Annotated in this window: 15 protein-coding genes; 12 read left to right on the top strand and 3 right to left on the bottom strand. The window is 70.8% G+C overall.

Features of this window, described 5'->3' with window-relative positions:
* The first annotated feature begins 45 nt into the window (after positions 1-45).
* The 5 genes from abc-f to DO944_RS10005 all read left to right on the top strand — a co-directional run bounded on the left by abc-f (position 46) and on the right by DO944_RS10005 (position 3,931).
* Positions 46-1,689 carry a ribosomal protection-like ABC-F family protein gene (abc-f, locus tag DO944_RS10025; RefSeq protein ID WP_112617056.1) on the top strand — a complete coding sequence of 548 codons (1,644 nt, stop codon included), beginning with the start codon at positions 46-48 and terminating at the stop codon, positions 1,687-1,689.
* 31 nt (positions 1,690-1,720) lie between these two features.
* Positions 1,721-2,128, top strand: coding sequence for a hypothetical protein (locus tag DO944_RS10020; RefSeq protein WP_112617055.1), 408 nt, complete (start codon positions 1,721-1,723; stop codon positions 2,126-2,128).
* Between the two features lie 66 nt (positions 2,129-2,194).
* The gene (locus DO944_RS10015) at positions 2,195-2,440 is read left to right on the top strand and encodes a helix-turn-helix domain-containing protein (RefSeq protein WP_064954960.1); all 246 of its coding nucleotides are present in this window, start codon (positions 2,195-2,197) and stop codon (positions 2,438-2,440) included.
* A complete protein-coding gene (locus tag DO944_RS10010) occupies positions 2,437-3,429 on the top strand; it encodes an SRPBCC domain-containing protein (protein ID WP_112617054.1) in 993 nt (330 codons plus the stop codon). The genes DO944_RS10015 and DO944_RS10010 overlap by 4 nt, the downstream gene beginning before the upstream one ends.
* A gap of 34 nt (positions 3,430-3,463) precedes the next feature.
* Complete coding sequence (locus tag DO944_RS10005) at positions 3,464-3,931, top strand: DUF805 domain-containing protein (RefSeq protein ID WP_112617053.1); 468 nt, start codon at positions 3,464-3,466, stop codon at positions 3,929-3,931.
* Here the strand turns inward: DO944_RS10005 and DO944_RS10000 are convergent.
* Together DO944_RS10000 and DO944_RS09995 are read right to left on the bottom strand one after the other, a co-directional pair.
* Positions 3,912-4,289, bottom strand: a complete 378-nt coding sequence (locus DO944_RS10000; protein WP_112617052.1) for a hypothetical protein — start codon at positions 4,287-4,289, stop codon at positions 3,912-3,914. The genes DO944_RS10005 and DO944_RS10000 overlap by 20 nt on opposite strands.
* A 104-nt stretch (positions 4,290-4,393) precedes the next feature.
* On the bottom strand, positions 4,394-5,824 hold the full coding sequence (locus DO944_RS09995; RefSeq protein WP_112617050.1) for a carboxylesterase/lipase family protein: 1,431 nt from the start codon (positions 5,822-5,824) through the stop codon (positions 4,394-4,396).
* A gap of 198 nt (positions 5,825-6,022) precedes the next feature.
* Here DO944_RS09995 and DO944_RS09990 point away from each other — a divergent pair, with 198 nt between their 5' ends.
* From DO944_RS09990 to DO944_RS09975, 4 genes are all read left to right on the top strand, one after another.
* Positions 6,023-7,342 carry an ABC transporter substrate-binding protein gene (locus DO944_RS09990; RefSeq protein ID WP_023954698.1) on the top strand — a complete coding sequence of 440 codons (1,320 nt, stop codon included), beginning with the start codon at positions 6,023-6,025 and terminating at the stop codon, positions 7,340-7,342.
* Positions 7,343-7,406: 64 nt separating this feature from the next.
* On the top strand, positions 7,407-8,300 hold the full coding sequence (locus tag DO944_RS09985; RefSeq protein WP_181574209.1) for a carbohydrate ABC transporter permease: 894 nt from the start codon (positions 7,407-7,409) through the stop codon (positions 8,298-8,300).
* Complete coding sequence (locus tag DO944_RS09980; protein ID WP_112617049.1) at positions 8,294-9,235, top strand: carbohydrate ABC transporter permease; 942 nt, start codon at positions 8,294-8,296, stop codon at positions 9,233-9,235. Before DO944_RS09985 ends, DO944_RS09980 begins: the two co-directional genes overlap by 7 nt.
* 4 nt (positions 9,236-9,239) lie before the next feature.
* Positions 9,240-10,571 (top strand): cellulase-like family protein, encoded by a 1,332-nt coding sequence (locus tag DO944_RS09975; RefSeq protein ID WP_112617048.1) that lies wholly within the window; start codon positions 9,240-9,242, stop codon positions 10,569-10,571.
* Between the two features lie 6 nt (positions 10,572-10,577).
* Here DO944_RS09975 and DO944_RS09970 read toward each other — a convergent pair whose 3' ends face one another.
* The gene (locus DO944_RS09970; protein ID WP_112617540.1) at positions 10,578-11,441 is read right to left on the bottom strand and encodes an AraC family transcriptional regulator; all 864 of its coding nucleotides are present in this window, start codon (positions 11,439-11,441) and stop codon (positions 10,578-10,580) included.
* An 89-nt stretch (positions 11,442-11,530) separates the two neighbouring features.
* On the opposite strand from DO944_RS09970, the gene DO944_RS09965 reads away from it, so the two are divergent.
* From DO944_RS09965 to DO944_RS09955, 3 genes are read left to right on the top strand one after another with little or no spacing between them, the layout of a single operon-like run.
* Positions 11,531-14,830 (top strand): DUF5107 domain-containing protein, encoded by a 3,300-nt coding sequence (locus DO944_RS09965; protein WP_181574208.1) that lies wholly within the window; start codon positions 11,531-11,533, stop codon positions 14,828-14,830.
* Entirely contained in the window at positions 14,827-15,855 is a 1,029-nt protein-coding gene (locus DO944_RS09960; RefSeq protein WP_220118324.1) for an alcohol dehydrogenase catalytic domain-containing protein, read from the top strand. The genes DO944_RS09965 and DO944_RS09960 overlap by 4 nt, the downstream gene beginning before the upstream one ends.
* 47 nt (positions 15,856-15,902) lie before the next feature.
* Positions 15,903-16,505 carry a VanZ family protein gene (locus DO944_RS09955; protein WP_112617046.1) on the top strand — a complete coding sequence of 201 codons (603 nt, stop codon included), beginning with the start codon at positions 15,903-15,905 and terminating at the stop codon, positions 16,503-16,505.
* Positions 16,506-16,507: the final 2 nt, after the last annotated feature.

The following is a 16,507-nucleotide window of genomic DNA, read 5'->3' as shown; positions in this document are numbered from 1 at the left end:
CCCGCACGACCCGGCGCCCGCCCCACCAGATGGAAGAATCGTCCGGTGACCGCAACTCTCGTCGCTCAGGGCCTCGCCGGCGGATACGGCCACCGCACACTCTTCGACGGTGTCGATCTCACCGTCAGCCCGGGCGACGTCGTCGGGGTCGTCGGGGCCAACGGCGCCGGCAAGTCCACGCTGCTGCGCATCCTCGCCGGGCGTGACGCACCCCAGGCGGGAACCATGAGCCTCGCGCCCGCCGACGCGTTCGTCGGCTGGCTGCCGCAGGAGCACGAGTGTGTCGAGGGCGAGACCGTCGCGGCGTACATCGCCCGCCGCACCGGGTGTGCGGAGGCGACGGCGGAGATGGATGCCGCGGCATCCGACCTCGGCGATCCCTCGGTCCCCGGCGCGGACGACCGGTACGCCACGGCCCTGGAACGCTGGCTCGCGAGCGGTGCGGCCGACCTCGACGAGCGCCTGCCGATCGTGCTCGCCGACCTCGGGCTCGAGCTCGACGCCGACGGCATCCACATGACCTCTCTTTCGGGCGGTCAGGCAGCGCGGGTCGGACTCGCCGCGCTGCTGCTGTCGCGCTTCGACATCGTGCTGCTCGACGAGCCCACGAACGACCTCGACCTCGACGGGCTCGAGCGTCTCGAAGCGTTCGTGCGCGGCCTGCGCGGGGGAGTCGTGCTGGTCAGCCACGACCGGGAGTTCCTCGCGCGCAGCGTCACGCGCGTGCTCGAGCTCGACCTCGCACAGAACTCGCACCGCATCTACGGCGGCGGCTACGACGCCTACCTCGAAGAGCGGGCGACCGTGCGCCGCCACGCCCGCGAGAAGTACGACGAGTTCGCGGGCAAGAAGGCCGATCTCGTCGCGCGTGCCCGCGTGCAGCGCGAGTGGTCGAGCCAGGGCGTCCGCAACGCGATGAAGAAGAACCCCGACAACGACAAGATCCGGCGCAAGGCCGCGACGGAGTCGAGCGAGAAGCAGGCGCAGAAGGTGCGCCAGATGGAGAGCCGCATCGCCCGGCTCGAAGAAGTCGAGGAACCCCGCAAGGAGTGGCAGCTCGAATTCACGATCGGTGCTGCGCCGCGGTCGAGCTCCGTCGTCGCGACGCTCAACGGCGCGGTCGTCCGGCAGGGGGCGTTCACGCTCGGACCGGTCTCGCTGCAGGTGAACGCCGGCGACCGCATCGGCATCACCGGGCCGAACGGCGCGGGCAAGTCGACGCTGCTGCGCACGATCCTCGGTCGGCAGACGCCCGACGAAGGATCGGCGGGACTCGGGTCGAGCGTGAGCATCGGCGAGATCGACCAGGCCCGCTCGCTGCTCGTGGGCTCACGCCCACTGGCCGACGCGTTCGAGGCCCTCGTGCCCGAGATGGCGTCCGGCGAGGTGCGCACGCTGCTCGCGAAGTTCGGTCTCAAGGCCGATCACGTGCTGCGCCCGGTCGACGAGCTGTCGCCGGGGGAGCGCACCCGCGCCGGTCTCGCGCTGCTGCAGGCGCGCGGCGTGAACGTCCTGGTGCTCGACGAGCCGACCAACCACCTCGACCTGCCCGCGATCGAGCAGCTCGAACAGGCGATCGAGTCGTACGACGGCACGCTGCTGCTCGTCACCCACGACCGGCGGATGCTGGATGCCGTGAGCACCAACCGCCGCTGGCACGTCGAGGGTGGCCGCGTCACCGAGGCCTGAGCCGCGACAGCCATCCCGATAGGGTGCAGGCATGCGATCGCCGATGAAAGCGCTGCTCTTGGCCGCACCGATCCTGTTGCTCGCAGGCTGCTCGGCAGGCGATCCGCCCGAGTTTGCGACCGAGCAGACCGACCGCGACGTCGTCGCCGACCAGCGGGCAATCGAGGGCATCGCGTCCGAGACGACGCGCTTCGTCGGCGAAGTGGACGGCGTCGAGCTGTTCCTCGCGAAGAGCCAGGACGACGAGATCTGCCTCATCCAGCTCCACGACGGTGGCTTCGAGAACAAGGCATGCTCCTCGGGAGGCGGACTCGGGACGATCATCACGGGAGGGCCTGCCATCGAGGTCGGCGACTTCCGTTACCTGCCGGATGCCGAGAGCCGCCCGGGCCGTGAGCAGATCAGTGACAGCGTCGTCGTCATCCGGGGTGGGCTGTAGTACGACGCGTCCCTCGCTTGGCAACCAAGGTTGACAAGAATGCCGCGAGCAACCTAGGTTGCTTATATGGAATCCACCCAGATCGCCGGCGTCGCCGCAGACACGCGTGACCCACGTGCGGGTCTGCGCGCGATCGCGTCGCTGCGCTCTCTCACCGAGCGCCTCGAGCTGGCGCAGGTCGAGGCGGGCCTGCGCGCGGGCATGAGCTGGCAAGAGATCGCCGACGCGCTCGGCGTCTCGCGCCAGGCCGTGCACAAGAAGTACGCCAAACGGATCGATCCGACCATCGATGTCCCGAGGAGAACCCGATGAGCAAGCTCACGGTCGCGACCGCGACGATGTACGACCTGTCCCTCGCCGGTGCGGAGGAGGCATCTCGACTCGGCGAGCAGAGCGGTGACATCGACCACCTTCTGCTGGCCCTGACGATCAACGAGCAGGTGGCCGGCGAGGTTCTGCGCGCGCTCGGCGCCGACCTCGAGCGCACGCGCGCGGCAGTCGAGCAGCAGCACGCCGATCAGCTCGCGTCACTCGGAGTGCAGGCCACGATGCCCGGTCCTGGCCGCATCACATATCACGAGCGTGGGGAGTTCGCGTGGAACGATCGCGCCCTCGACGTCCTCCGACGCGCGGGTCAGGGCGGCAAGCGCGGTGATGCCGCCGCGGTGCTGCGCGAGCTGGTCGACGAGGGCAGCGGGCTCATCGAGGCGATTCTCCAGCGCCTCGACACGAGCCCGCAGCAGGTGCGCGAGCTCCTGGATCAGGCTGAGCGTTACCCCGCGCTGCCGACTCGCGCCGCCGACAACGGCCGGTCGCACTCGGGCGCCGGCGCAGTGCATGTCCCCGCTCCAGTGACAGACGTGTGGGCGCTGCTCAACGACCCCGCCCGGATGCCGGAATGGGATCTCCTGTTCGGCCGGGTCGACGATCTGCCCGACGACGTCGCGCCGGGAGCCACATGGACCGCGTACGCGCTCGAGACGGCGCCGAACGGCAAGCCGCAGCGCATCAACCCCGAGCGTCGGCGCGCCCGCATCGAACTCGTTGAGAGCGAGCCCACGACGGCGATCGAGTGGACCACGACCTGGCCCGACTCGCCGACGTCGAACAAGCGCCGGATGCGGATCGAGCTGGAGCCCGCGGCCGGCGGTACCCGCCTGCTGATCCGGCATGCGTGGGAGCGCACGAGTTCGCGGCGAGGAATCCCGCTGCTGCGGTGGGTCATGCGACCGCTGTACAGCTTTGCGATCTGGCTGCAGATCTCGCAGACCGGTGCGTCGATCGGGCGCGTGTTCCGGTAGGCGCCCGCGTGAGGGCGCCCCGTAGGCTCACGGCATGACGAGTGAAGCGACTCCCCGACCGAACCGTCTGACTGAACCTCCGCTCACCCGGCCCTATGTCGGTGCATCGCCGCTCGCGGCGCTGCGGCGGTGGATGCAGAACTACTCGACCTTCCGCGGACGCGCGAGCCGGGCGGAGTTCTGGTGGCCGATGCTCGTGATCGTCCTGTTCCCGATCGTGGTCCAGGTGGTCAACGGTCTCACGACAGGCGACTGGCGGCCCATCGACACTCGAGTCGTGCAGAACGTCCCCGACGTGATCGTGCTCGTCTTCTCGCTGGCCACTCTGCTGCCGATGCTGGCCGTCACCTGGCGTCGCCTGCACGATACGAACCGCAGCGGCGTGTGGTTCTTTCTGATCGTCCTACCGCTCATCGGCTGGATCGCCCTCGCGATGATGCTCTCGATGCGCGGTGAGCGCGGGGGAGCGCGCTTCGATCCCGTTACGAGCGGCGGGCGATGAGCAGTGCGATGACGGCGACGACACCGATGACCGCAGCGATGCGCGCGGCCTTGCCGGTGCGGCGGGTGAGGGTCAGCGCGCCGTCGACGATTCTGACGTTCTGATCGATCCGGGCGGTGGCGAAGCCGGCTGCGGCGTCGACGATCTTGTCTGCGACGTCGGGAACGGCGTCGGGAAGCGCATCCTTCGCGGCATCCTGCACCTTGTGGATGGCGCCCTTGCCGGCATCAGCGACACCGTGCACGACCCGCGACGCGGCGCGGGTGACGCCCGATGTGTTCTCGGATGCCTCCGGGGCGGGCGTCTGCGCGTCGGCTGCGTCGTCGCCCGTGGCAGGTGAGGTGTTGGCGTCCGTCATGACGGCTCCGTTCGTCGGTGCGAGAGGTCCGGACGAAACTCTCGCACCGACGACGAATCGGCGAGAGGCCCTAGCCGACGCGGCGGATTTCGCGTATGCCCGGGTCAGCTCAGGGCGTCGATGACCTCTACCCGGCGCTGCGGAAGGTCGCGGCTCGCCGCATCCCAGATGCGCGTCATGCGCGACAGTGAGAACGGCGCCCAGCCGGGGTCGCCGCTGCGGATGAAGTCGACCCAGGCCGCGTGCATGTCGCGCGCGAGGTCGGCGGGGGCGTCGGGGCCCGCGAGCAGCAGTGCCTCGGGGTCGCCGAGCCGGTCGAAGGTGAAGCCGATCTCGAGCGCGTGTGCGGCATCCAAACCCCGAACTGGGCTGCGCCAGGCGAACTCGTAGACGAACGTCGGAGCGGTGCGCGCGCGGGCGACGCGCGTCGCAGGTGCGCGGAGCATCCGATCGGTGAGCAGCTGACCCAGGACCTCACCGGGCGATGCGCCGGGGAATGAGCGTGCGACGGCCCGGGCCGCCCGCTCCGACACTCCCATCGCGCGCCGCGCCACCCACGCCTTGAGTCGCCCGATCCGGGCGATCGCGTCGGGTGTCAGCCACAGGCGGTACTCGTCGGTGTTGGTCCCGATCACGATGGGCAGCTCCGCCGACGTCAGCGCGACCTCGGGCACCTCGGGCAGCGACTCATCGTCGAGGGCGAGGACGAATCCCGGCGCGCCGCGCAGCGGGCTCGAACCGGCCGAGGCCCGCGACCGCGCGCTCAGGAGATCTGCGGTGGACGTTGCGGCGAAGGACTCACGGGTGGTCGGGATGCCGAGCTCGCGGGCGATCGCGTCCGACGCCCGGCGCGCCTTGTCGGGCTCCGCAGCTTCGAGCGGACCCGACTGGATGATCGCTCCCGCGACCAGGGCGCGTGAACGGGGTTCGCTCACCAGTGCGGCGACGAGAGCGCCGCCGGCCGACTCGCCCATGAGTGTGATGCGCGCCGGATCGCCGCCGAAGGCCCGGATCTCGTCGCTGACCCAGCGCAGGGCCGCCGCGGCATCCCGCAGCCCGAGGTTGCGGGGAACGCCGTCCAGCACGCTGAATCCCTCCACGCCGAGGCGGTAGTTCGCCGAGACGAAGACGATGCCGTCTCGGGCGAACGTCGTGCCGTCGTAGATCGTCTGCGCGGCGGCGCCGCGTTCGAGAGCGCCGCCGTGCAGCCACAGCACGACGGGGGCGTCCGCCGCTCCCACCGGTGCCCACACGTTGACGGTGAGGATGTCGTCGCCCTCGATCGTCGGGACGGTGAGCAGCTCGCCGAGGTCGCCCGGATACGGGGTCTGCGGGGCCGTGGGGCCGAACCGTGTCGCGTCGCGCTCGCCGTCCCAGGGGTCGACCGGCTCGGCGACCCGGAAGCGGCGCTCGCCGACGGGCGGTTTCGCGTACGGGATGCCGAGGTAGCGGTCGACCCCGTTCAGGCGCGAGCCTCGCAGTTCGCCGCCGCCGATGCTGACCCGCGCTTCGTCCGACACGACTTCCTCCGGCATCCCTGCTCCCTCCGTGTGCTCCCACCGTATGAGGCCCACTTATGAGGCGTCCCGGAGAGGGGCTGTCCTCAGGGGGTGATCAGCGGATCGTCCAGGGCGCACGCTCATTCGGCTATGTGCGCGCGCTCTCGGCGGTTCTAGCGTGTGAAATCCGGCTGCTACCCGAGCAGCTCGTCGCACACATGCAAAGGGGCATCGATGTCTACTCCACCCCGGCGGCTCCGCGGCCGTCGCCTTCTCCCGCTGGCGGTCACCGCCGCCGTCATCGCGCCGCTCGCGGCCTGTTCCGCGCCCGCCGACGAGGGGCCGGTCACCCTCACGTTCCAGACCTGGGTGCCCGGTATCGACCAGGCCGTAGATCTCTTCAACGAGCAGCATGACGACATCCAGGTCGAGCTGCAGACAATCGTCTCGGGCGCCGAGGGCGGCTACGCCAAGATGCTCTCGGATGTCCAGGCCGGCAACCCCGCGGATGTCGCCCAGGTCGGCTACGACCAGATGCCGACGTTCCTCCTCAACGGCGCCCTCGAAGACATCACCGATTACGTCGGCGACGAGGTCGACGTCTTCTCCGACTGGCAGATCGGCGCGACGACGTTCAATGATCGGGTGTACGGCATCCCGCAGGCGGCCGGGCCGATGGGGCTCTATTACCGCTCCGACGTGTTCGCCGAGGCGGGCATCACCGAGGCCCCCGCGACGTGGGACGACTTCTATGCGGCCGCCGTGGCGGTGCGGGCGACGGCGCCCGACCGCTACATCGCGGCGTTCGCGCCGAACCAGGCTGCGTGGATGGAAGGCCTCGCCGAGCAGGCGGGCGAGCCCTGGTTCCAAGTCGAGGGCGACGCCTGGAAGGTCGCGATCGACAACCCCGACACCCTCCGCATGGCCGAGTACTGGCAGCGCCTCATCGACGAGGATCTCGTGAAGGTGCAGGCCGACCTGTCGAGCGAGTGGTTCGCCGACGTGCAGGCCGGGCGCATCGTTTCGTGGATGAGCGGCTCGTGGGCCGACGCGATCATCCGCAACAACGCCCCCGAGACCTCGGGACTGTGGTCGGTCGGACTCATGCCGCAGTGGGACGAGGCCAACCCCCGCTCGGCGAGCTGGTCGGGTGGTTCCGCGAACGTCGTGCTGAAGGGGTCGGCGCACCCCGAGCAGGCCGCCGAATTCGCCCTCTGGCTCAACAGCAACCTCGACAGCGTGAGCCTGCTGACCGAGAACGGAGCGGGCTGGCCCGCGATCGCGGACGTCGACTCGATCCCCTCGATCCAGTCGGCTCCCGAGGTGTTCGAGTTCTTCGGCGGCCAGGACATCTGGGACGTCTTCGCCGAATCGAGCGAGCAGGTCGCGCGCGACTGGCAGTGGCCGCCGCTGGTCGACGCGCTGAACGCGAGCCTCCTCGACGAGGTCGCCGCCGCCGTCGAGTCGGGCACCCCGCTCACCGAGGCCTACGCCGCGGTGCAGGAGCGGATGGTGGCCGAGATGACGGCGAAGGGGATCTCGGTCGCCGACTGAACCCCGCGGGGCGGATGGCAGCGACGCCGTCCGCCCCTCCCGGTCGCGCCCCGAAGGGAATCGCATGCACACCACCCGAAGCCGGCTGCCGCTGTTGCTGCTGCTCGGCCCGTTCCTCCTCGCTTTCGCCGTCTTCTACGTCGCCCCCATCATCTGGGCGGTCGTGCAGAGCCTCTTCACGGTCCGGGCGAGCGGACTCGGGCTGGGCGCGCCGGAGACGCTCTTCGTCGGACTCGACAACTACGCCCGGGCGCTCGCGAACCCCGCGTTCGTCTCGAGCCTCGGACGCATCGCCGTGTTCGCCCTCATCCAGGTGCCGTTGATGGTCGTGCTCTCGGCGGTGCTCGCGCTGCTGCTGGAGTCGACCCGAGCCCGTTGGCCGCAGTTCTTCCGCGTCGCGTTCTTCATGCCTTACGGCGTGCCCGGCGTCATCGCCTCGCTGCTGTGGAGCTTCCTCTACGTGCCGAGCACGAGTCCGATCCTCCAGGGGCTCTCCGCCCTCGGCATCTCGGCCGCCCCGCTCGAATCGGGCACCGTCATGTTCGCCATCGCGAACATCGGCATCTGGACGTTCGCCGGCTACAACATGCTCGTCCTCATCGCGGCGCTCCAGGCGGTGCCCGCCGATCTGTACGAGGCCGCGCGCATCGACGGTGCGGGCGAGTGGCGCATCGTGTGGGAGATCAAGCTCCCCCTGCTGCGTCCCTCGCTCGTTTTGACCACGGTGTTCACGATCATCGGCACGCTGCAGCTTTTCGTCGAACCCCTGGTGCTGCGGCCGCTCACGACCGCCATCAACACCGACTACACGCCGAACCTCGCCGCCTACAACCAGGCGTTCACGCAGAGCAATCCGAACCTCGCCGCCGCGATGGCCGTCATCGTCGCCGTCATCGCCTTCGTGTTCTCGTTCGTGTTCCTGCGGCTGGTCAACCGGAAGGGGAACCGCGCATGGTGATCGCACCCGTCACCGAATCCACCCGCTCGGTCACCACCGGCGCGGCATCCGATCGTCGGGATCGCCGGGCGGCTCGCCGCACCGGGGGACCGGGCGTGGGGTTCTGGGCATCGCTGCCGACCCTCGCCGTGCTCGTCGCCGCTCTCGTCTACTTCGCGCTGCCGGTGGTGTGGGTACTGTTCGCCGCGACCAAGAGCAACGCCGACCTGTTCGGCTCGTTCGGACTCTGGTTCAGCGATGCGCCGCAGCCGCTGACCAACCTCCAGAACCTCTTCACGACCGATCGCGGCATCTATACGCAGTGGCTGCTCAACAGCCTGTTCTACTCGGGGCTCGGCGCACTCATCGCGACGATCCTCAGTGGTGCGGCGGGCTACGCCTTCGCGAAGTACGCCTTCGCCGGACGCGAGGCCGTGTTCGCGATGATCCTCGGCGGCGTCCTCGTTCCCGCGACGGTGATCGCCCTGCCGACCTACTTCATGTTCAATGCGGTGGGCCTCACCGGCACGTACTGGTCGTTCCTGCTGCCGAGCATCGTCAGCCCGTTCGGCGTCTACCTCTGCCGCATCTACGCCACCGCGGGCGTGCCTGACGAGGTCATCGAGGCCGCGCGCCTCGACGGCGCCGGCGACGTGCGCATCTTCGCGACCATGGCCACCCGCATGATGGCGCCCGCCCTCGTGACGGTGTTCCTCTTCCAGTTCGTGGGAATCTGGAACAACTACCTGCTGCCGCTCGTCATGCTCAACGACGCCCGCACGTTCCCGGTCACCCTCGGGCTCATGCTCTGGAACGGCCAGACGCAGCGCGCACCGCTGTACTACGAGCTCGTCGTGACGGGAGCCGCGGTCTCGGCCGTCCTGCTCATCGTGGTCATGGCCGCTCTGCAACGATTCTGGCGAGCCGGTCTCACCGCCGGCGCGACGAAGGGATGACCCGATGACCCGCTACCTCGGCTCCGGACACGACCCGGCCCCCGACACCCGGGCGCTGACGGGCGCCGTTCCCGCCCACCTGCCGCCGCGCCTCACGATCACCCTGTGGGACTTCTCCTGGTACACGCGTGCCGGCGCCGGCGAGCCCTACGCCGACCTCGGCGCAGCCCTCGATGAGGCCGTCGACCGCGGCTACAACGCCATCCGGATCTGCGCCGCGCCGCTGCTGCTGTTCGGCGGTCTCGGACTCGACGACCTTGCGAGCGACCTCGAGATCGAGGGACTCGGGCGCTCGCCGCACGGCGAGGTGTTCGGCAACGGAACGCGCTGGTACGACGTGCCCGGCGGCTACCGGCTCGACCTCCGCACGCGTTTCTTCGACCTGCTGCGCGGTGCCCGCGAACGCGGCATCGTCGTCATCCTCGCGAGCTGGGAGTACCAGCAGTCGCCGGCGTTCGCGGCGGACGAGCGCTGGTTCCGCGCGATCGACGCCGTGCCGCTCGAAGAGCGCTACGACCTGCTCGCGTCCGCGACGATTCGGATGCTCGATGAGATCGAGGCCGCGGGTCTGGACGATACGATCGCCTTCGCCGAGCTCCACAACGAGGTCGACTTCTCGATCGTCCCCGCGTTCGTCGACGGCGGGGATGCCGCCCTCGACCGCGTGCGTGCCGCGCACCCCGGTCACCTCGTCACCGCCAGCTACGGCAAGGCGCCCTTCCTCGACCTCGCGGGACTCTCCGAGCGGTTCCAGGTCGGTCAGCTGCACGTCTACGCCTACGGCGTGCTCGACGCGCTGCAGCGACGCATCGACATCCGTTCCGAAGGCACCGACGGCTTCCCGGGCGCAGCCATGCGGGCACTGCTCGTCGATGACGCGCCCACGTTCGCCGAGTACGGCCGCGCCGCCGACTGGAAGTTCGAGGCCACCGTCATCACCGATCAGCAGATCTACGGATACGACTGGGTCGACCCCGACCTCTGGGACCGCTGGCTCTACAACCACTACGGGCTCTACCGCGAAGAGATGCTGCGCGAGATCGGGTCGCGGGTGACGGCGCTCGCCGCGTGGTCGCGGCGCCGCGGCATCCCCGCTGTCGTGGGGGAGGGGTGGGTCGGCTACACCCCGCTCCGGGCCGACTTCGAAGACGGGCCGGTCGGAACGGAGCTCGCCGAGCACGGTGTACGCACCGCGCTCGAGCACGGGGTGTGGGGAATGGTGCTCAGCTCGAACGCGGCGCCGCATCATCCGCAGTGGTCGGATGTCGCGTGGCAGCGACGCCTCAACGCCGAGATCCTCGCGGCTCCGACTACAGCCACGCGCGACGGCAGCTGAGCGGGGTCATCCGCGACGCTCCTGCCGGTAGCGGCTCGGGCTCATCCCGTGCACGCGTCGGAAGTGCCGCGAGAAGTAGAACGGGTCGCTGTAACCCACCTCGGTCGCGATCTGGCCGACGGTGCGGTCGGTGCGCTCGAGAAGGGTGCGCGCCGCCGTCATGCGGAGGCCCGTGTGGTACGCCAGGACGCCCCCGCCCGTCGCGCGCCGGAACAGCGAGGTGAGGTGGGATGCCGAGACCCCGACGAGCGCGGCCAGCTCGCTGACCGGCACCGCGCTGTCGAGCCGCTCGGACAGGAACGTCATCGCGCGTTCGAGCGGGTCGCCGCGCTCGGGCAGCGCCTGGTCTGACGCGAGCTGCGTCATGAGCTTGAACGCTGCGCCCGTGACGGCGACCAGACGCACCGGCGATTGATCGCGTTCGAGCCCGCGCACGATCTCATCGAGCAGCGACACCGCACGCTCGACGCTGTGCAGCCGTACGAGCGGACGCGCGGCGGTCGTGCCGATCGCCGCGGTGAGGTCATCGACGTCGGAGCCGACGACGTGGCACCACCAGATCGTCCAGGGGTCATCGGCATCCGCCCCGTAGGCGTGCGGCGTGCGCGCAGGGATCACCACGGCGGTGCCGGCCTGCACCCGGTGGCGTGTCCCGGCGATCTCGAGCCACCCCGCGCCCGCCGTGCAGACGATGACGATCGTCGTGCGGATGCCGCGCTCGCGAGTCCGGCCATGATCTGCGGCGTGCGGAAACCAGCCGGCATCGGTGACGACGAGTCGGCGGGTCACGGGGCGCTGCAGTGCTGCGGTGATGGCCGGCGCCGGCACGACGCACAGCCTCTCACCCGCGAAACCGTCCGAGATGGCCATGGTCGCCATCCTGGCATATCGGCGGATCGTCCAGGTGCACGGCCGCTTCCGCCATGTCGCGGCCGCGCTCGCTCGGCGACGCTGGAGGCATGCATTCGACCTCGACATCCTCGCTGCGTCTTCCCGAGCCGCCCGCGGACGAGCAGGCGACGCTCGACGACGGCGGCGTGGCCGTCTGGGAGCAGCCACTCGCGATCCCCACGTACGAGCCGGCGCAACCGGAGAAGCTCCCGATGTTCTTCGACCGTCGGGTCTACCAGGGGTCGAGCGGGCGGGTGTACCCGCTGCCGTTCACCGAGCGGATCGCCGCCGAGCCGCGCGAGCGTGACTGGCGGGCCGTGCACCTCGAGAACCGTTGGATCCGGCTGGTGCTGCTTCCCGAGCTCGGCGGCCGCATCCACATCGGCTACGACAAGAGCGCCGACTACGACTTCTTCTATCGGAACAACGTCATCAAGCCCGCCCTCGTCGGGCTCGCCGGGCCCTGGGTGTCGGGGGGTGTCGAGTTCAACTGGCCGCAGCACCACCGGCCCGCGACCTTCCTGCCGATGGAGAGCTGGATCGAGCGCGAACCCGACGGGGCGGTCACCGTCTGGATGTCGGATCACGACCCCTTCGCGCGCATGCGCGGCACCCACGGCATCCGCCTGCGCCCCGACAGCTCACTGATCGAGCTGCGGGCCCGCCTGCACAACCGCACCGAGGTGCCGCAGACGTTCCTGTGGTGGGCGAACGTCGCGGCGCGCGCGCACGAGGACTACCAGTCGTTCTTCCCGACCGACGTCCGCTACGTCGCCGATCACGCTCGGCGTGCCGTCACCGCCTTCCCGCGAGCCGACCGCCCGTACTACGGCGTGGACTACCCGGCCCGGGTCGACGCAGCCCACCCCGATGCCGACCGCATCGACTACTACGGGAACATCCCGGTGCCGACGTCGTACATGGTGGTCGAGACGCGCGATGACTTCTTCGGCGGCTATGACCATGCCGCCGGTGCGGGCTTTGTGCACTGGGCGGACCGCCGCATCGCACCGGGCAAGAAGCAGTGGACGTGGGGCAATGCCCCCTTCGGCCACGCCTGGGACGACCAGCTGACCGACGGCGACGGCCCCTACGTCGAGCTGATGGCCGGCGTGTACACCGACAACCAGCCCGACTTCGCCTACCTGGCACCGGGCGAGGTGAAGACGTTCTCGCAGTACTGGTTCCCGATCACCGGCATCGGCGCGGCGCATCAGGCGACGAAGGATGCCGCGGTCTCGGTGCGTCTCGAGGAGGGGCGCGTGCACGTCGGCGTCGCCGTCACCGGGGCCGTACCCGCGGCCCGGGTGCGGGTCTCCGTCGGGGCCGACACCGCGGAGCGTGTCATCGACCTCGAGCCGGGCCGGCCCTTCGTCGACTCGATTCCCTGCCCGGCGGGAGCGGGTGCGACCGATGTCGAGGTGGTCGTCCACGACGGCGATCGCGAGCTCATCCGGTGGCGCCCGCGCGCTGACCACGACGCCGCGCCCGAGCCTGCCGTTGCGACCGAGCCGCCGCTGCCCGCAGACATCGCTTCAGCCGACGAGCTGTACCTCACGGGCGTCCACCTCGCGCAGTACCGCCACCCGACGCGGCATCCCGAGCCGTACTGGGAAGAGGCGCTCCGCCGTGACCCCGGCGACGCGCGCTCGAACACGGCGCTCGGCGCCTCCGCCTACGGCCGCGGTGAGTACGACGCCGCCGCGGCCTACCTGCGCGCCGCGGTCGACCGGCTGACCTTCCGCAACCCGAACCCCGCCGACGGCGAGGCGCACTACCGCCTCGGACTCGTCGAGACGCGTCGCGGCCACGATGAGCGTGCGTACGACGCGTTCGCGAAGGCCGCGTGGGACGTGCGGTGGGCCCACCCCGCCAGCGTGCAGATGGCTCTGCTCGACGCGCGAGCCGGGCGCGACCTCGCCGCGCTCGGCCGCCTCGACGATGCGCTGCGTCACGGGTCGGACGACCCGCTCGCGCGAAACCTGCGTGTGATCATCCTGGGTCGCCTCGGGCGCGAGGTCGAGGCGACGGCCGAGCTCATGACGCTCGAGGAGAGCGATCGGCTCGACGTGCTTACCGCCTATCTCGGTGGGCGCGGGCTTCCCGACGACGGCCTCGTGCTGCTCGACCTCGCCGGTGACCTCGCCCGCGTGGGGCAACGAGACGACGCGCTCGCCGTGCTCGCCGCCGCGGCCGCTATCCCGGCGGCCGGCACGGGAGGCGTCGCTCCGATCGCCGAGTACGTCCGGGCGCGGGTGCTCGCCGAGGCGGGTGAGACGGATGCCGCGGCCGAGGCACGCCGTCGCGCGCAGTGCGCGCCCGCCGACTGGGTGTTCCCCGCGGGGCTCGACGCCTTCGACGCCCTCGACGCTGCCGTGGTCGCGGATCCGACGGATGCGCGTGCCCGATCGCTGCTCGGCATGTGGCTCTACGACCGCGGACGCCGAGCCGACGCGCTGGTCCAGTGGCGTGCTGCGCTCGACGATGCGACGCGCGACGGGGTGCTGCTGCGCAACGCCGCGCTGGCCACGGCCGAGGTCGAGGGCGACCTCGACGCGGCTGCCGTGCTGTACGACCGGGCCGTCGAGGTGAGCGACGACCCCCGGCTCTGGTTCGAGCTCGACCAGCTCGCGCAGCGGCGCGGCATCTCCGCAGCCGCCCGGTTGGCCAGGCTCGAGCCGCACCGCGACCGGCTCATCGTGCGCGATGACCTCCTCGTGACGGTGGCCGACCTGCTGACGATGGTCGGGCGACCCGCCGAGGCCATCGACCTGCTGCTCAGCCGTCCGTTGCAGCCGTGGGAAGGCGGCGAGGGCGTCGCGATCCGCGCGTTCGCCCGGGCGTCGATCGCGCGCGCTGCGGAGGTGGAGCCGGATGCCGCGCAGGCCGCGGCCATCCTCGAGCGCGCTCTCGACGCTCCGCGATCGCTCGGCGAGGCCTGGCACCTGCTCGACAGCCGGGCGGCCCTGTGGCTGCGTCTCGGGCGGCTTCGAGCGAATCTCGATGAGACGGCGGCGGCCGATGACGCGTGGCGGGCGGCGATGGCGGAGGCGGCCGCGGCGGAGGTCGACGCCGACACGCTCGACGGGGCGCGGGCCGCCCGTGCCCGGGGTGACGCCGCCGCCGCGGCGAGCCTGCGGTCACGCGTCGCGGCCCGGGTGACGGAGCTGCGCTCTGCTCCGGCACGGGTCGACTACTTCGCGACATCGCTGCCCGAGACGCTGCTGTTCTCGCTCGATCCGGTCGAGGCAGCGGGCCGCCGGGCCGACGACCTCGCCGCGGCGCTCGCCCGCTACGACGAGGAGATCGACGCGCCGTCCGCAGGAGCGCCGACGACCGGATCTGCGGGTCAGCGGGTGCACGCATGAGCGGCATCCCCGATCGCATGATGGCGAGCGTGCTGGTCGAGCCGGGTCGTCTCGAGGTCCGCGACATGCCGGTACCGGAGATGGAACCGGGCGACGTGCTCGTCGAGCTCACCGCCGTCGGGCTCTGCGGGTCGGACGTCCACTTTTTCGAGCACGGCCGCGTCGGCGACCTCGTCGTCGAGAGCCCCCTCATCCTCGGACACGAGGCCGCCGGAGTGATCGCCGCCGTCGCCTCTCCCGCCGACGCGAACCGGATCGGAGAGCGGGTCGCGATCGACCCGCAGCGTCCCTGCCGCTGGTGCCCGGCGTGCCGGGCGGGGCGGACGAATCTGTGCGAGCGGATGCGGTTCCCCTCGGCACCGCCCGAGAACGGCGCGTTCGCGCGCTACCTCGCGGTTCCCGGCGACGCGGCGCACCCGCTGCCCGAGACGATGAGCGACGACGAGGGTGCGCTGCTCGAGCCCCTGTCGGTCGGCATAGCCGCCGTGCGCAAGGCCGGGGTGGTGCCGGGCTCGCGGGTGCTGGTGGCCGGTGCCGGTCCCATCGGCATCCTGACCGGTGCTGCGGCGCGCGCGTTCGGCGCCGCCGAGGTCGTGGTGGTCGACCCGGTCGACGCTCGTCGGCAGGTCGCACTCTCGCACGGGGCGACGCGGGTGCTGGAGCCCGCCGAGGTGGCGACACTCGACGGGCGGATGGACGCGTTCATCGACGCGTCCGGCGCCCGCGCGGCGATCGCCGCCGGGTTGCGGTCGCTCCGCGGCGCCGGCCGCGCCGTCCTCGTGGGCATGGGATCAGCGACGGTCGACCTCGACCTCTTCCTGCTCCAGAGTCGCGAGCTCGTCGTCGAGGGGCTCTTCCGCTATGTCGACACCTGGCCGCTCGCCATCCAGCTGGTCGCGTCGGGGGCCGTGAAAGTGGACGACCTCGTGACTGCGCGCGGCGGTCTCGATGACCTCGCCGACTTCTTCAGGCGCAACTCCGACCCCGACACGATGAAGTTCCTCATCGACCCGCGCTTGCGGTGAGGCACGCCGTCCGGGCGTGGGGCGGCGGCGCGATAGCGTCGACGGTGATGAGCAATCCCTTCGCCGAAGTACCGGTCCTTCCCGTCGTCATCCCTTTCGGCATCGTGGTCTTCGCCGTGCTCCTGGCCGTGCTCTGGGCTCGGCGCAGCTTCTCGCTGCCTCGAGCGGCCGTGGCCGCGGCGGTCGCCGTCTACGCGGCAGGCATCGTGGGCAACACGATCTTCCCGATCTTCCTCGACAAGCCCGATTCGGGCATCCCGTGGACGCCGGGCCTGGCGCTCATCCCGTTCGCCGACTACGAGCTCGACGACGCGCTGATGAACATGCTGGTCTTCGTGCCGCTCGGCATCCTGATCCCGCTCATGCTCGCCCGGCCGACGTGGCTGAAGGTCGTGGGCACGGCGGCGATCACGAGCCTGACCGTGGAGTCGCTGCAGCTCGCGGCGCAGGCGTACTTCGCCGGCGGACACATCGCCGATATCAACGACTTCCTCTCGAACGTCGCCGGCGGTGCCCTCGGCTACGGCCTGCTGCTTCTGCTCGCGCGCGTCCCCGCGCTGGCGCGGCTCATCGACCTGTTCCGCTGGACCCCGCAGCCGCAGTCGCGCACCGGGAACAGCGCACACGAGACTGCCGCCACCCGCGGCTGAGG

The organism is Microbacterium sp. SMR1 (assembly GCF_003289625.1).
Lineage (GTDB): Bacteria > Actinomycetota > Actinomycetes > Actinomycetales > Microbacteriaceae > Microbacterium > Microbacterium plantarum.
This window is presented reverse-complemented; position numbering and strand designations above follow the sequence as displayed.